The sequence below is a fragment of the Aliikangiella litoralis genome, from assembly GCF_052495765.1.
Genome location: NZ_CP199292.1, coordinates 738,965 through 754,356 on the forward strand (window position 1 = coordinate 738,965; position 15,392 = coordinate 754,356).

The following is a 15,392-nucleotide window of genomic DNA, read 5'->3' on the forward strand; positions in this document are numbered from 1 at the left end:
TTGATAGTTGATATAGGTCATAGTTATGGATTTGCGAGAACTTCGTTATTTTGAGTCAGTATTTGAACAAGAGAGCATTAGCGCAGCAGCTAAACACTGCTTTGTTTCTCAACCTTCTATTTCAGCTGCAATACAGAGTTTGGAACAAAACCTTGGGGAGCCGCTGTTTATTAGGCATACACGTGGTGTGACAGCAACCGAAGCTGGTCAGCGTTTGTACCCTTTATCTAAACAATTAACCGGTCAAGCAAAGTCGATTAAGCAGTTGTTTCAACAAAAGTCGGCTATTTTGCCATTTAGTTTAGGTGTAGTACCTGCGCTAGGAGCTTCACGTATGAGCCATTTAATTAAAGAAATCATTGAATCAGTTGATGGGCTTGAGCTTACTTTGGTTGATGCTGAGCGAAGAGCCTGTGAAGCGAGGATTATTTCTTCCAATATGGTTAAACCTGGCGAAACTTTTATGCCTTTTTGGCAAGATGAATTTTTAATGGCATTGCCTCCAGGTCACCCTATGGCTTACCAGAGTGAGTTAAGCCTGGAAGATTTGGATGGGCTAAATTTCATTTTGCGAAGCCCCAGTTTGGTGACAAAAGAGTTGTTACGTGCAATTGAACCTCTTGGTATCAAAATGAATATTCGTGCTAGGATCAGAACTGTTGAATATGCTGTCGAACTTGCTGCCGCGGGGGTTGGTGCTGCGCTCGTGCCCGATCACCCCAGTTTTTATAATACCCAGCAACCTAATTTATTAAGGATAAAGGGAATGCGATTTTTGCGATTGATAGGTTTAGCTTACCCTGAAAAGGCATCCATCAGCAAGGTACTTTCTTCAGTTATTGATATTTGCCAGGTTAATAAAAAAGAGCCATTGGAAGGATTTAATAAGACCAGATAAAAAATAACCCCGAATATAAAATATTCAGGGTTATTATTTTTAGTACTTTTTTGGGGCTTATTTCTTTTCGTTACGTTCTTTAACTTCAGCAATAACAGTTTCTGCAACACTATTAGGGCAAGGTAGATAGTGAGAAAATTCCATTGAGAATTGACCACGACCTGAAGTCATTGTACGTAAGTGCCCGATATAACCAAACATTTCTGCTAGTGGGACATCTGCTTTGATTCGGACACCTGTTACGCCTGCTTGTTGATCTTTAATCATTCCACGTCGACGGTTTAAATCACCAATAACATCCCCAACATGATCTTCTGGCGTAAATACGTCAACTTTCATGATTGGTTCAATTAACTGTGGCTTCGCTTTTGGAATTGATTGACGGAAAGCGCCTTTTGCAGCTATTTCAAAAGCAACTGCTGATGAGTCAACCGCATGGAATGCACCGTCATATAGTTCAATTTCAACATCAAGTACAGGGAATCCAGCCAAAGTACCTTCTTCCATCATACCCTTAAAGCCTTTTTCAATAGCAGGCCAGAATTCTCTAGGTACGTTACCACCTACAACTTTTGATTCAAATTGGAAGCCAGAACCAGGTTCACCAGGTCTGATTCGGTAATCAATTTTACCAAACTGTCCTGAACCACCAGATTGTTTTTTATGAGTGTAACTATCTTCAATTTCTTGAGTAATCGTTTCACGATAAGCTACTTGAGGTTGGCCAACTTCAAGCTCAACGCCATAAGTACGTTTTAAAATATCAACTTTGATATCTAAGTGTAATTCACCCATACCTTTCAAAATAGTATCGCCAGTTTCTTGATCTGACTCAACTTGGAATGAAGGATCTTCTGCAACCATTTTACCAATTGCAATTCCCATTTTTTCAGAACCACCTTTATCTTTAGGCTTAACTGCGATAGAGATAACTGGATCAGGGAAGACCATTGGCTCTAAAGTACATGGGTGGTTTGGATTACATAGCGTATGGCCTGTTTGTACATTTTTCATACCAACTACAGCAATGATATCACCAGCTTGTGCCTTATCTAACTCTGTACGTTCATCTGCATGCATCTCAACCATACGGCCGATACGCTCAGTTTTACCTGTGTATGAGTTAAGTACTGTATCACCTTTATTAAGTACACCAGAGTAAATACGGATGAAGGTCAAGGCACCAAAACGGTCGTCCATAATTTTGAATGCTAAAGCACGTAGTGGCTCATCAATTGAAACTGTAGCTACTTCGCCTGTTTCTTCCCCTTCTTCATTTGTTAAAGGTTGTGGGTCAACTTCTGTCGGTGATGGTAAGTAATCAACAACAGCGTCAAGCACCAACTGAACGCCTTTATTTTTAAAAGCAGAGCCACAATAAGTAGGGAAGAATGATAAGTCACGAGTTCCTTTACGGATACAACGTTTGATATCTTCTAAAGAAGGCTCTTCGCCTTCAAGGTATTTTTCCATTAGGTCGTCATCTTGCTCTACCGCTGTTTCGATCAACATTTCACGATATTCAGCAGCTTTGTCTTTTAAATCATCAGGGATTTCTTGAACTTCGTAGTTTTCAGGTAAGCCCGAATCATCCCAGACATAAGCTTTTTGGCTTAGTACATCAACAACACCTACGAAATCATCCTCTATACCGATAGGTAGAGTCATAACGAGTGGGCTAGCTCCTAAAACGTCTTCTACTTGTTTGACTACACGGTAGAAGTCAGCACCCATTCGGTCTAATTTATTCACGAAGATAATACGAGCAACTTCTGAATCATTTGCATAACGCCAGTTAGTTTCTGATTGTGGTTCAACACCACCAGAGCCACAGAATACACCCACACCACCATCAAGTACTTTTAATGAACGATATACTTCAACTGTGAAGTCAACGTGTCCCGGGGTATCAATGATATTCATTCGATGATCTTTCCAGAAACAAGTAGTCGCAGCTGATTGGATGGTAATTCCACGCTCTGCTTCCTGTTCCATGAAGTCAGTTGTTGACTCACCGTCATGTACTTCACCGGTTTTATGGATTTTACCGGTAAGCTTCAAAATTCGCTCTGTTGTGGTCGTTTTACCTGCGTCCACATGAGCGAAAATGCCTATATTTCTGTATTTAGATAAATCAGCCATTGTCTTACTCTATATAAAGGTTAAATTCGAAATTGAATTCGGGGTCGCAAACGCGAAAGGCGCGCATTATACACTAGATAATAGCTTTCGGCTATTTGGATTTTGCATAAAAATTAAACAAAAACTAGAGGCTATATATGTGCCTTGATTTAGGCTTTTCAAATACTATTATTGAATTAGCTCTGATTGTCGTACAAACATACGCAAGCTTTGTCTTCTGTATTGCTATAGATGTTTTTTAATTACTTAAATTATGTTTGTAGGTAAGTACATACAAACTTTAGCTGCCTTCAGATGTAGGGTCGTAGTCATGTATGTTTTTAAAACGGTGGATAGCTCTACGCTGCTTTTTATCTGGCTTTCCTGTTGTTGTTGGAGCTGACATTTTTCTTAATAGGGTAATTTCCTCTCGCTTGGCAATGCTTTCAGAGGTTTCTTCATAAAGCGTTTGTGCAATTTTAGCGGGGCCCCTATGTTCAGAAAGTTGTTTAATAATCACAATCTTTTCATCAAAACCTTGACGTAGTTTTATTGTTTCGCCAATTTGAATTGCTTTGCCGGGTTTAGGTTTCTGTCCTTCATAATGGACTTTTCCCCCTTCTATAGCGGCTTTAGCTATCGCTCTGGTTTTATAAAAACGGCATGCCCATAGCCATTTATCGAGTCTAATTTTGGTATCTTGTGACATTTTCCATACTTTTTAGTAAAAAATTACAACAAATTTAATTAATTTGCTATTCTTTGAACCCTTTTACAAAAGTTAGGCGTTAGTATCGCTAAACTTGTGCCATATAACGATTTGCTTAAGGTGAAAATGCAAATATTCACATTCGAATTGTTACTTATACAATATTCTTCCGTGGTACATTGGTAAGAAAGAAGTATACTTACTTTACTGGTTTAAATTATAAATTATATTAATAAATAACACTCACCAGTATTTTTAAGCTAAAAATGATAGACCATCTAGATATGGTAAATCAAAATAAGAATAGGCAATTAGCGAAATAATTAATGCGATTGCTTGAATGATGTAAATTGATAATGCCTGATTTTGTGGCATAAATACCTTAGATGGAAGAAATGAATTTTTCTAAGTTAGTATCAGCAAGTTGGTATAAAGATTACAACAATTGGTTGCCGCTAGTACAATGGCTAGGCGGGTTGATTGTGGTTGTATTATTGGCAAAAACTGTTTGGGTTTGGGTGCTTTATTTTACAGCCCCAAGTGACTTTAAGCCTATATCGGTGAAAGCGAGTTCGGTTTCTCAGAAATCTAACCAAGTGGATGTATCTAGTTTAGTTCATATGAATTTATTCGGTAGTGTGGTCAAAGAAGCAGATGTTAAGCCAGAAGTAAAAGATGTTGTTGAAACTAAGCTTAACCTGAAGTTAACTGGAATATATGCTGCAGATACACCTGATAAGGCAAATGCTATTATTGAAGATAGTAGAGGCAAACAAGCTGTTTACTTCATCGGAGAAAAACTTAAGGTTGGTGGTCGAGTTTTTTTAAGACAAGTTTATGTTGATCGAGTCATTTTAGAATCTAATGGCCGAAATGAAGCTTTAAGTTTAGAGCAAGAAGAATCAGTGATTAAAGTCGTAAGGGATGGAGATTCTCGTGAGAAACAAAAGTCTGATGCTGGACGAGCTCCCCCACCTCCAAGAGGTAAGGCACGAATTGATGATAAACGTAAAGATGATCGATTGAGTCAAAAATTAAATGAATATCGTGATAAATTAAGTAGTGATCCAAAAAGCGTTTCTGATGTGATAAGCGGGCGTCCACACTTTGTGAATGGGGAATTAAAAGGATTTAGAATTCAGCCAGGTAAAGATAAGCGGTTATTTCAAGAACTCGGCTTAAGACGCAATGATATTGTGACATCAATAAACGGCATAGGGTTAACCAATATGCAGGATGCTATGACTCTGATGAATGATGCTAAATCATTAAAAGAAATGAATGTTGAAATTCAACGTGGTAATGAGCAACTGAATTTATTATTGAACTTAAATCAAAATGTAGGACGTAGATAGTGCAATTGGCAACACAAAGAAATAAGAACAACTTCAAAAACAATAGTTTGCTGAGAAGAGCAGTATTATTGATTTTAGGTCTAGTATTAGTATCCCCCAGTGTTTTTGCGGCAAAAGCGACTTTAAATCTTAAAAATACAGATATTGAAGTATTCATTGAGAGTGTAAGCCGTATAACCGGTAAAACATTTATTCCTGACCCAAGAGTTAAGAATAAAAAAGTAACTGTTATTTCACAACATGAAATGGATGAAGATGAAATCTTTGCGTTGTTTTTAAGTGTCCTTCAAGTGCATCAATTTTCAGCTGTAGAAGTGAATGGTTATTATAAAATCGAGCAGCTGCAATCAGCTAAGCAAGATGCTGTACCAGTTTATACCGCCAAAGGGAAGCAATATAAAGGTGACCAGTTAATTACCCGTGTAATTAAAGTTGATAATATCGATGTGGGTCAATTAGTACCTCTCTTGAGAACATTAATTTCAACCCAAGGTCATATGGCTCAATACAAACCAACCAATGTTATGGTTATTCATGATACTGCCGCTAACTTGGAAAGAATTGTTAAGATTATTCGTCAAATTGACCGTGAAAGTAATGAAGAGATAGAGGTTATTCCGTTAGAGCATGCTTCCGCAGGTGAGGTTGTACGTATCTTAGAAAGTTTAGAAAAGCAAAGTGGTCAATCAAAAGGACCAGCTGCTAATGTGCCTCGTTTTGTTGCTGATGAAAGAACTAACAGCATTCTTCTTAGTGCTGATAGTAAAGCATCAATGCGATTAAGAGCATTAATTGCACAATTAGATTCAGAAATTAGTAACAGTGGTAATACTAAGGTTGTTTATCTGAAGTATGCTAATGCTGAAGAACTGGCCACTTTACTTGAAGGTGTCGGTGAGTCTATTGAAAAAGAAGAAGGTAAAGATAAAGGTAAGTCAAGACGAGGAGGGGCTAATGATAAAGGCTACTCGATTAAGGCTCATGCTGAAACTAATTCACTTGTGATAACTGCCGCACCAGACATAATGAAATCATTTGAATCTGTCATTGGGCAGCTCGACTTACGACGTAAACAAGTTCATGTAGAGGCGATTATTGTTGAGATTTCTGATATCAAAGTAAAAGAGCTAGGGGTTCAATGGGCGACTAAAGCAGGCTTAGTTAACTTTAGTAATAGTTCGCCTTCAATTGCACAAGTTGGTGCTGGTGTGCTTGCAAGAAGAGGTGTTGAGCAAGGAACCAGAACAGTAATTATCGATGGCGCAACAACAACAGAAAAACTACCAAGTACTGGTGATAATGGTTCATTGTTAGGTCAAGTTTTGTCAGGGGTTACTGGTGCATTGTTTGGCTTTACTGATGAGAAGTCTTGGGCTGGATTACTTAAAGCATTAGCCACTGATACTGATTCTAACGTTTTATCAACACCAAGCCTAACTACATTAGATAATGAAGAAGCTTCTATCAGTATTGGTCAAGAAGTACCAATCATTACAGGTTCAACATTGGGCGGAAATAACTCTAATCCGTTTCAAACCGTGCAACGAAAAGATGTTGGTATTAAATTAAAAATTACACCTCAAATCAATGAAGGTGATTCTGTTTTGTTAACAATAGAGCAAGAAGTATCTAGTATTGCTGGTGCGACAGGGGCTGATATTGTAACGAATAAACGTCAGATAAAAACCAGTGTTTTAGCGGGTAATGGTCAGACTATCGTATTGGGTGGACTAATCGATGACAATATTCAAGAAAGTGCTCAAAAAGTACCTGTTTTAGGTGATATCCCTTTAATTGGAAGTCTTTTCTCATCTAAGTCAACCAACAAAACTAAACGTAATTTGATGGTATTTATTCGCCCAACTATCGTGAGTGATACGGCAGGTTTTGATGCTATCAGTTCTCGTAAATATAATTTTATGCGCGCTCAACAGCTTAATTGGCAACAACGTGGCGTTTCCCTAATGCCTTCGGCTGATTCAGCCGTTCTTCCTAACTGGGATGAGCAACTTGCTTTGCCTCCTTCTTATGAAGATACGATTAAAACTCGTGACTTAAAGGTTGAGTCAGAACAAGAAGGGCAAGAAGAATCTGAACAAGATTCGCAAAACTAGGTCATAGTCATGTCAGTTAGTGATTTTATTAAACAAGATGAACAGCATCATTCACTAGAGAGTGATGTGTTGGCTATGGATGAGCCTGTTTTTGATGCAGAAGAAAAAGTGTTGAAAAAATTGCCTTTTACTTTTGCTAAACGGCAAGGAATTATCATTAAGTTAATTGAGGATGGTTCAGAAGCTGAAATTGACAATAACCATACGCCTATTGCTGTTGTAAAGAGAGATACTAGCCTATCTGCAATAGCTGAGGCTCGGCGCGTTGCTGGTAGAAAACTGAAGTTTGAGCAAGTTAACGAAGATGAGTTCGAAGCAGTTTTAGGTAAGGTATACCAAGACAACTCTGGCGAAGCCATGGCTGCAATGGAAGATATTGGCGAAGACATGGATTTGTTCCAATTAGCTGAAGAATTACCACAAACAGAAGATCTTTTAGAAGCTGATGATGATGCCCCTGTTATTAAATTAATCAATGCTTTATTAACTGAAGCAATCAAAGTTAATGCATCTGATATTCATATAGAAACGTTTGAAAATGAATTAAAAGTTCGCTTTCGTGTTGATGGCGTTTTACGAGAAATCTTATCTCCGAGCAAAAAATTAGCGCCTCTGCTTGTTTCTCGAATAAAAGTAATGGCCAAGTTAGATATTGCTGAAAAACGTATTCCACAAGATGGTCGTATAGCGTTAAAAATAGCGAACCGTGGTGTTGATGTTCGTGTATCAACAATTCCTTCTAGTCATGGTGAGCGAGTTGTATTACGTTTATTAGACAAGCAAGCTGGTCGGCTGGATTTTTCTCATCTTGGTATGTCTGAGCCGATGATGAAAGGAATGAGCGAAATTTTGCATAAACCTCACGGAATTATTTTGGTTACAGGGCCAACAGGTTCAGGTAAAACAACAACCTTATATGCTGGGTTAACATTACTCAACAATACCTCACGTAATATCTTAACCGTAGAAGATCCAGTTGAGTACCTATTAGATGGTATTGGGCAAACACAGGTTAATAGTAAAGTCGATATGACTTTTGCGGCTGGTTTAAGAGCTATTTTACGTCAAGATCCAGATGTCGTAATGGTTGGTGAAATTCGTGACTTAGAAACCGCACAAATTGCCGTTCAAGCCAGTTTAACTGGGCACTTAGTATTATCTACTCTACATACTAATACCGCATCAGGTGCAGTTACTCGATTACAAGATATGGGGATAGAACCTTTCTTGTTATCTTCAAGTTTATTAGGTGTGTTAGCACAGCGTTTAGTGAGAACCTTGTGTCCTGCTTGTAAACGAGGAGGGCTGGCCAATGAAAAAGAATGTGAACTGATAGGGTTTGATGTAACAAATCCACCTAAAATTTATCATGCTGAAGGTTGTGCTGAGTGTAATCATTTAGGGTATAAGGGGCGCCAAGGGATTTTTGAGTTTCTTTTAGTCGATGAAGAAATAAGAGACAAAATTCACAATGGCGCAGGCGAATTAGATATCGAAAGACATGCTCGAAAAAGCGGGTTTAGTATTCGCGATGATGGTAAAAGAAGAATACTTGATGGCATTACTACAGTCGAAGAAGTTTTACGTGTTACGCGAGAAGATTAAAAGTGGTGTTAATAAATGGCTGCATTTGAATATGTTGCACTCGATCAATCGGGTAAACAAAAAAAAGGAATCATCGAAGGAGATACCCCTCGACAGGTTCGGCAATCTTTAAGAGATAAGAACTTAATTCCACTTGAAGTTGAGAGTGTGACAGGCACTCAAAAAAATAAGGTCGCTAAAGGACAAGGCGGTTTTTTTAAGACTAAAGTTAATGCTGCTGACTTAGCTTTAATTACTAGACAAATAGCAACTTTGGTTAAAGCGTCTATACCACTTGAAGAAACAGTTAAAGCGATTGCTGATCAAACTGAAAAGCCTAAGCAGCGCAGCATGCTAATGGGAATAAGAGCAAGGGTTGTTGAAGGTCATACTTTGGCCGATGCTTTAAGTGAATATCCTTGGGTTTTTTCTGAGCTTTACCGTTCGATGGTTGCTGCAGGTGAAAAGTCAGGACATTTGGACTTAGTGCTTGAGCGACTTGCCGATTACACAGAATCAAGGCAGGAAATACAATCTAAAATTTCCGGTGCTTTAGTCTATCCAATCATTTTAACTGTAGTTAGTGTGGGAATTGTTTCGTTTTTACTTGGTTATGTTGTTCCTGAAATTACGGGGAGCTTTACTCAGTCGGGGCAGGAGTTGCCATGGATAACACAAGCACTTTTATCAATGAGCGAGTTTGTTAAAGCGTGGGGGATCTGGGCTTTTTTAGGCATAGTCTTAGCATTGGTTGGTTTTAATCGAATGCTACGTAAGCCTTCGATGCGTTTATGGTGGGATCGCTGGAAATTAAACTCTTGGGGGTTAGGTAAAGTTATCCGAGGTATGAATTCTGCACGTTTTGCCCGTACATTAGCCATTTTAAATCAAAGTAGTGTACCGCTACTTGAGGGAATGAAAATTGCTGGCGATGTTATGACTAATGTGGAATTAAAAAGAGCAGTGAAAGAAGCGACGGTAAGAGTAAGGGAAGGTGCAGGTTTAAAAATTTCGTTGCAGCAGTGCGGTTATTTTCCACCAATGATGTTGCACATGATTGCTAGTGGTGAAAACTCAGGTGAACTAGAGCAAATGCTAGATAGAGCTGCAGATAATCAAGAGAAACAGTTCGATAATTTAGTGGGAACAATGATGAATATGATTGGGCCTGTAATGATTTTGGTGATGGGCTCTTTCGTTTTCGCGATTGTACTGGCCATTATGTTGCCTGTGTTCTCATTAAGCGACACATTAGCATAACTTTTTGAATGGTAGTTGCATTTAATAGCAACAAAACAAATTAAAAATATTGATTTAAAATGAGGTAAGTGATGAAAAGACAATCAGGATTTTCTTTATTAGAAATACTTGTCGCAATGGCTATTATGGCTATATTGGGTGGGATTATGGTTAATCAGTTTATGGGACAAACTGAAAATGCAACCTTCCAAAGGTTAAAAGGAGATTTAGCCGTTATTGAATCTGCATTAATTCAATATCACTCCGATAACTTTCTTTTACCTACAACGGATCAAGGGTTAGATGCTTTGGTCACTAAACCAACTGATTCTCCAGAACCTAAAAATTATCCACGTCGTGGTTATCTAAAAGACTTGAAAACAGATCCTTGGGGTAATCCTTACCAGTATACCTATCCTGGAGAATTTGGAGAGTATGATGTTTATTCTTTAGGAGCAGATGGTGAAGAAGGTGGTGAAGGGCTTGCGGCTGATGTTGGTAATTGGAATATTGATGAAGTGTTGAAAGCACTCAAAGCACAAGACTAAAGATAATGATGAAAGCACTTGAATTTCGGACGGTTCCTAAGTTGAAGCCAAGTGGCTTTAGCTTAATCGAAATTTTAATTGCTATGGCTATCATGGCTGTTTTGATGGGGATTGCAATCCCATACCTTGGGAAGTCGAGTGATACTTTTGCTAAAGAAGAGATTTATCGATTATTGGCTGCTATTGAAATGGTTCGTGATAAAGCCGTCATTGAAAATAGAGAGTATGGTTTAAATATTGATGAAAACGGCTATCAGTTTTTAATTTTGAATGATGATTTTGATGAGCCGAGTGGTGGTAAAGGAGCGGGTAAAAGTAAGGGAAAAAGTACTTCAAAAGATAGTTCAGGTAGAGATAGTTCAGGTAGAGGTTCTAGTGCTGAGAAAGGCCGAGAAGGGGGACGAGATAATGCTTCAGGTAAAGAGGGTGAAAAAGCAGGTAGAGCCAATAATAAACCACAGTGGTCTGTGATTGAAGATGTTGCTGGACTGTCTCCACATGAATTTAGAGAAGAGGTTGAAGTCAATGTTGCTATAGATGGCGATAATATTTTTAAACCTGCCGAAGATGAAGTTCAAATTTTTGAGGAAGATGTCAATATTTTTGAAGATGAAAAAGATGAAGAGGTTAAACCACCTCAAATTTATTTTTTATCTTCAGGAGAGCAAAATCAATTTACGATAGCAGTAGCTGTTAATGATGAATATCAAAGTGATAGAGATGATATTTTATTTTTTCGTATTCAAGGTTTGCTTACAGGTAAACTCCAAATTCAAGGCCCTTTACCTGGAAACCTTTTTCAAGATATAGAACGTGACTACAGTGAATATTTGGCAGAGGAATGAATAATTATTTAAATCGAAAACTACCAAAGCCAAACTCGCGTCAGCGAGGCTTTACTTTGTTAGAAGTTTTGATTGCAATGGTTATATTTGGTACTACGGTTGCTTTTTTAGTTAGAAACATTACTGATCAGCAACGAGCTCATGCCGATATAGGAATAAAAAACATTGCTCATTGGGTGGCTCTGAATAAAATGGCAGAAACCCGCATGGAATTACAATGGCCTGAGTTAGGGGTTACTCGTGGTGACATGGAAATGCGCAATCATAAATGGTTTTGGTTGCAAACGGTTAGCAAAACCAGTGAAAAGCAAATGCGCCAGGTCGAAATTGAAGTTCGATTAGAAGAAGATGACGAACTGCCGGCTACACGTTTTATCGGCTTTATAGCGAATAAGGAACAAAATGAGAAATCTCAGTCTCCTCGCCGTCGATAAACAAAAAGGTTTCACTTTAATTGAAATCATGGTCGCTATGGCAATATTAGCTTTGGTTGGTGTAGGCGCTTTATCGTTGTTGAACACTGCGACAACTAAAACCAATGCAATGAAAGTGAGTGGTGATCGACTTAACAATGTTATGAGAGCGTTTTTATTTATATCGAATGATATGCAACAGTTAACATTGCGGCAAGTAAGAGATGAGTATGGTGATAAAATTCCAAGCATGAAGAGCGACTTACAGGCGTCAACACCTTATATTAGACTGACCCGTTTGGGAAGGCGTAACCCTGCATTGTTGCCCCGTTCAAACCTGGAACATTTAATTTACACCGTTGAAGATAAAGTACTTAATAGAACCAGTTATGCTTACACTGATGGAATGGCTGAGAATCAGGGAGTTAAAAGGCCGATTCTAGAAGATGTCGAAGATATGAAAATTTCTTTTTATGATGGAGAGCAATGGTATGACTACTGGCCATTATCAGATGATCCTGAACAAGAAGAGTCGAAACTTTTACCAATAGCGGTAAAAATGAAATTAGAGTTGACTGATTATGGAGTGATTGAGCGCCTATATTCTGTTTCTGATAGGCCTTCAGCACAAGATGAAGAAGAACAACAAGGACCTGGTCGTGGCCCTGGTCCAGGCCCAGGCCCAGGAAAAGAAGATGATCGAGGGCGTGGAGATGATAGGGAGAGGCGATGATGTATCGACAGAATCGTTTCCCGAAGCGTCAATCGGGTACTATTTTAATCACGGTAGTATTAATTGCGGCAGTTGTCATTGTGTTAGTTGTTGAATCAGTAAAAACGGTTCGTTATCAAAAACAGCTAAGCAATAATTTAATTCATCGAGATCAGGCTTATTCCTATTTGATGGGAATGGAAGAGCTTGCGAAAATTTGGCTTGCTAAATCATTTGAAGAGTCTGAAAGTGAGACGGTTCATCTTAATCAGCCTTGGGCTCAGGATAATATCACTTTTCCGCTTGAAGGCGGAGGAATGATTGCTTCAATAAAGGATATGCAAAGTTGTTTTAACTTAAACTCAATTGCATCTGAAGAAAGTGATTCTGAACGTGGTGGTAGAAATAATGATTCGAGAGGCAAAGATGAACCCGAGCGAAGATCTGAGTTTGGTGGCGGGGTTAATCAAAAAACACCTGGTCAGGAAATTTTAGAAGATTTATTAAGTAAAGTTAATGAAAATGGTGGTGCTGAAGCTAAAGCTTTATCCACTGCGGTTAGAGATTGGATTGATGAGGATATCGAGCCATCTGGGGCTGACGGTGCTGAGGATGAGTTTTATCAAGGGTTAGAGATCCCTTACAGAACATCTAACAGTTTGTTAAGTCATGTGAGTGAATTGCGTGCAATTAAAGGGTTTAATCAAAAGGTTTATAATATTTTAATGCCTTTTGTTTGTGTGTTGCCGGACCAAGATGCTAAAAAAATTAATGTAAATACCGTGAATGAAGAGTCGGCCTATTTACTTTATGCCGTATTAGGTGCAAAAGATATTACAATGTCTGATGTATCTAAAGCTATTAGCAATAGAGGTGAAGAAGGTTATGAAAAGGTTGAAGATTTTTTTGATGAGTTTGGGGCGGCAGGAACAAAAATTAGAGAAAAATACGGTTCACGAGTTGATGTGACCAGCAAATATTTTCAGATGACAGCAAAAGCTGAGATTGGTAAAACTAGAGTTACTATGAAAAGTTTATTGAAAAAAAGTAAAGATAATAATTTTCAGGTGATTTCTCGATATTTTGGTAAAGAATGATGGGTAAATTAACTATATTTTGGGGTGTTAAAGCGGAGAATAGCTTTTTTTGGTGTTTAGATGATCAAAACATCAATGAGCTTTCTTCTATTTCAACACCGCAATTAGAAAGTCAGGAAATTTTAAAAGCTGATTTGGCTTGTATGGCAGAGATTGCCCGCTCAAGACAAGTAGAATTAGTATTGTCATGTAATGATGTGCATTTTAATGAGGTCGATTTACCTAATAAAGCTCAAAGGCATCTTCGAAAAGCGGTTCCTTTTTTAATTGAAGAGCATTTAGCTGAACCTGTGGATAATATTTTTATTGCGATTGGAGATAGGTTAAAAACAGGAAAAATCCCCGTTCGAGGTGTTGCATTAGAATATATTCAACAAATTACCGAGCAGTTTATTCAAGCAGAAATAAAATTAGACTCAGTTCATGTTGATTTAGATATGATACGACAGCCCGAAGAGGGCTTTAATATTGTTTTATCGAATGGCGATGTATTAGTCACAGATGCTGAGGGACAGCGTTGGTATTGTAGTCCCGATGATTTTTCTTGGCTCTCTCAACGTGTTGTTGCAGAACAGGATAGTGAAGATGATGATGGTTTACCAATTGCTACGCCAATGACGGTGTTCTGTGATAATCAAGATGATTATGCAAATTTTGAAAAGCAATTACCTGTTGGTCTGTTTGCCCCACAAGTTGAGTTTGTTGAGTCGATAGAAGAGCATATTAGCGCTAATAACCAATCAAAATTTAATTTATTGCAAGGCGAGTTTGAACCAAAAGTAGAATCTTCGCCGTTAAAAAATATGCTATTTAAAGTTGCCTCTATTATTGGCGTTGTGCTGGCTGTTCATTTGTTATACCAAGGTTCTCAATGGTTTTGGTTATCAAGTCAAAGTGAAGCATTAAAACAACAACGGATAGTTTTATGGAAGCAGGCATTTCCTGGTAGAAAAACACCATCTAATCCAGATAAATCGCTTAGAAGTTTTATGAAAACAATTGGTAGTGGTCAAGGTGAGGCTTCCTTTTTATCATTACTTAGTTCTAGTGCTGGTTTAATGAAAGACTTAAGCCAAATATATCCAACTAATATTAGCTATAATTCTTCACGTAATGAATTGCGGATGGACTTATTTGCTAAAGATCTACCTGTGCTAAACAAGTATCGTGATGATTTGAAGGTTGCAGGTCACCAAGTTGAGATGTCATCTGCTACTCAGCGTGGAGATGGATATTCAAGTCGGTTGACTGTAAAGAGGTGAAAATATGGAACAACTTAAACAATGGTATGAAGGCTTAGATAATAATGAGCAGCGAATTGTCATGTTGGCTGCAGTGTTTTTTGGTGTTCTTATTTTGATTTTTGGTTTGTTGAAACCAATTAATGATTCTTTAAATTCGCTTCAAAGCCAAGTTAATAGTCGTGAAAAATCAGTGGCGCTTTGGAAACAGTCGATGCCGCAAATTATTGCTAATCGAGGTAATACCAACACTTCAAGTTCTTCACTTTCACTGAGTAATTTAGTGACATCTTCTACTCGAAAGTATCAATTACGAGTTTCTCGAGTGCAAGAGAAAGGGCCTACAGAAATACAGGTTTGGTTTGATAATGTTCCTTTTAATGAGTTCATTAAATGGGTTGCAGAATTAGAAAATGGTCATAGTGTATCAATAGAGTCTGTCAATATTAGAACCAAAGATCGGGATGGTTTAAGTAGTATCGACGTTAAAATTCAACGAGGTTGAACAGGTAAATT

Annotated in this window: 14 protein-coding genes; 12 read left to right on the forward strand and 2 right to left on the reverse strand. The window is 38.1% G+C overall.

The window, feature by feature from the left end; all coding sequences use genetic code 11:
* Nucleotides 1-25 precede the first annotated feature (25 nt).
* Nucleotides 26-898 carry a LysR family transcriptional regulator gene (locus ACT5E3_RS03225; RefSeq protein ID WP_444996870.1) on the forward strand — a complete coding sequence of 291 codons (873 nt, stop codon included), beginning with the start codon at nucleotides 26-28 and terminating at the stop codon, nucleotides 896-898.
* 57 nt (nucleotides 899-955) lie between these two features.
* On the opposite strand, the gene fusA is transcribed toward ACT5E3_RS03225, so the two are convergent.
* Both fusA and hslR read right to left on the reverse strand, forming a co-directional pair.
* Nucleotides 956-3,040, reverse strand: coding sequence for an elongation factor G (gene fusA, locus ACT5E3_RS03230; RefSeq protein WP_444996871.1), 2,085 nt, complete (start codon nucleotides 3,038-3,040; stop codon nucleotides 956-958).
* A gap of 280 nt (nucleotides 3,041-3,320) precedes the next feature.
* The gene (gene hslR / locus ACT5E3_RS03235) at nucleotides 3,321-3,728 is read right to left on the reverse strand and encodes a ribosome-associated heat shock protein Hsp15 (RefSeq protein WP_444996872.1); all 408 of its coding nucleotides are present in this window, start codon (nucleotides 3,726-3,728) and stop codon (nucleotides 3,321-3,323) included.
* 395 nt (nucleotides 3,729-4,123) lie between these two features.
* On the opposite strand from hslR, the gene gspC reads away from it, so the two are divergent.
* From gspC to gspM, 11 genes are all read left to right on the forward strand, one after another.
* Nucleotides 4,124-5,083: a type II secretion system protein GspC gene (gspC, locus tag ACT5E3_RS03240; RefSeq protein WP_444996873.1), complete on the forward strand. Its 960-nt coding sequence runs from the start codon at nucleotides 4,124-4,126 to the stop codon at nucleotides 5,081-5,083.
* A complete protein-coding gene (gene gspD, locus ACT5E3_RS03245; protein WP_444996874.1) occupies nucleotides 5,083-7,197 on the forward strand; it encodes a type II secretion system secretin GspD in 2,115 nt (704 codons plus the stop codon). The genes gspC and gspD overlap by 1 nt, the downstream gene beginning before the upstream one ends.
* 9 nt (nucleotides 7,198-7,206) lie before the next feature.
* A complete protein-coding gene (gene gspE, locus ACT5E3_RS03250) occupies nucleotides 7,207-8,802 on the forward strand; it encodes a type II secretion system ATPase GspE (RefSeq protein ID WP_444996875.1) in 1,596 nt (531 codons plus the stop codon).
* Nucleotides 8,803-8,817: 15 nt separating this feature from the next.
* Entirely contained in the window at nucleotides 8,818-10,041 is a 1,224-nt protein-coding gene (gene gspF, locus ACT5E3_RS03255; RefSeq protein ID WP_444996876.1) for a type II secretion system inner membrane protein GspF, read from the forward strand.
* A gap of 71 nt (nucleotides 10,042-10,112) precedes the next feature.
* Nucleotides 10,113-10,568, forward strand: a complete 456-nt coding sequence (gene gspG / locus ACT5E3_RS03260; RefSeq protein WP_444996877.1) for a type II secretion system major pseudopilin GspG — start codon at nucleotides 10,113-10,115, stop codon at nucleotides 10,566-10,568.
* A gap of 5 nt (nucleotides 10,569-10,573) precedes the next feature.
* A complete protein-coding gene (locus ACT5E3_RS03265; RefSeq protein WP_444996878.1) occupies nucleotides 10,574-11,413 on the forward strand; it encodes a pilus assembly FimT family protein in 840 nt (279 codons plus the stop codon).
* Nucleotides 11,410-11,847 carry a type II secretion system minor pseudopilin GspI gene (gene gspI, locus ACT5E3_RS03270; RefSeq protein ID WP_444996879.1) on the forward strand — a complete coding sequence of 146 codons (438 nt, stop codon included), beginning with the start codon at nucleotides 11,410-11,412 and terminating at the stop codon, nucleotides 11,845-11,847. Before ACT5E3_RS03265 ends, gspI begins: the two co-directional genes overlap by 4 nt.
* On the forward strand, nucleotides 11,816-12,559 hold the full coding sequence (gene gspJ / locus ACT5E3_RS03275; protein ID WP_444996880.1) for a type II secretion system minor pseudopilin GspJ: 744 nt from the start codon (nucleotides 11,816-11,818) through the stop codon (nucleotides 12,557-12,559). The genes gspI and gspJ overlap by 32 nt, the downstream gene beginning before the upstream one ends.
* Entirely contained in the window at nucleotides 12,556-13,635 is a 1,080-nt protein-coding gene (gspK, locus tag ACT5E3_RS03280; RefSeq protein ID WP_444996881.1) for a type II secretion system minor pseudopilin GspK, read from the forward strand. Before gspJ ends, gspK begins: the two co-directional genes overlap by 4 nt.
* On the forward strand, nucleotides 13,632-14,897 hold the full coding sequence (gspL, locus tag ACT5E3_RS03285) for a type II secretion system protein GspL (protein ID WP_444996882.1): 1,266 nt from the start codon (nucleotides 13,632-13,634) through the stop codon (nucleotides 14,895-14,897). Before gspK ends, gspL begins: the two co-directional genes overlap by 4 nt.
* A 4-nt stretch (nucleotides 14,898-14,901) precedes the next feature.
* Nucleotides 14,902-15,381: a type II secretion system protein GspM gene (gene gspM / locus ACT5E3_RS03290; RefSeq protein WP_444996883.1), complete on the forward strand. Its 480-nt coding sequence runs from the start codon at nucleotides 14,902-14,904 to the stop codon at nucleotides 15,379-15,381.
* The last annotated feature ends 11 nt before the right edge of the window (nucleotides 15,382-15,392 follow it).

Coding starts and splice junctions, on each gene's coding strand:
- ACT5E3_RS03265 (WP_444996878.1), top strand. CDS start 10,574: ATGATGAAAGCACTTGAATTTCGGACGGTTCCTAAGTTGAAGCCAAGT.
- gspG (WP_444996877.1), top strand. CDS start 10,113: ATGAAAAGACAATCAGGATTTTCTTTATTAGAAATACTTGTCGCAATG.
- gspI (WP_444996879.1), top strand. CDS start 11,410: ATGAATAATTATTTAAATCGAAAACTACCAAAGCCAAACTCGCGTCAG.
- gspK (WP_444996881.1), top strand. CDS start 12,556: ATGATGTATCGACAGAATCGTTTCCCGAAGCGTCAATCGGGTACTATT.
- hslR (WP_444996872.1), bottom strand. CDS start 3,728: ATGTCACAAGATACCAAAATTAGACTCGATAAATGGCTATGGGCATGC.
- gspC (WP_444996873.1), top strand. CDS start 4,124: ATGAATTTTTCTAAGTTAGTATCAGCAAGTTGGTATAAAGATTACAAC.
- fusA (WP_444996871.1), bottom strand. CDS start 3,040: ATGGCTGATTTATCTAAATACAGAAATATAGGCATTTTCGCTCATGTG.
- gspL (WP_444996882.1), top strand. CDS start 13,632: ATGATGGGTAAATTAACTATATTTTGGGGTGTTAAAGCGGAGAATAGC.
- gspM (WP_444996883.1), top strand. CDS start 14,902: ATGGAACAACTTAAACAATGGTATGAAGGCTTAGATAATAATGAGCAG.
- gspF (WP_444996876.1), top strand. CDS start 8,818: ATGGCTGCATTTGAATATGTTGCACTCGATCAATCGGGTAAACAAAAA.
- gspE (WP_444996875.1), top strand. CDS start 7,207: ATGTCAGTTAGTGATTTTATTAAACAAGATGAACAGCATCATTCACTA.
- gspJ (WP_444996880.1), top strand. CDS start 11,816: ATGAGAAATCTCAGTCTCCTCGCCGTCGATAAACAAAAAGGTTTCACT.
- ACT5E3_RS03225 (WP_444996870.1), top strand. CDS start 26: ATGGATTTGCGAGAACTTCGTTATTTTGAGTCAGTATTTGAACAAGAG.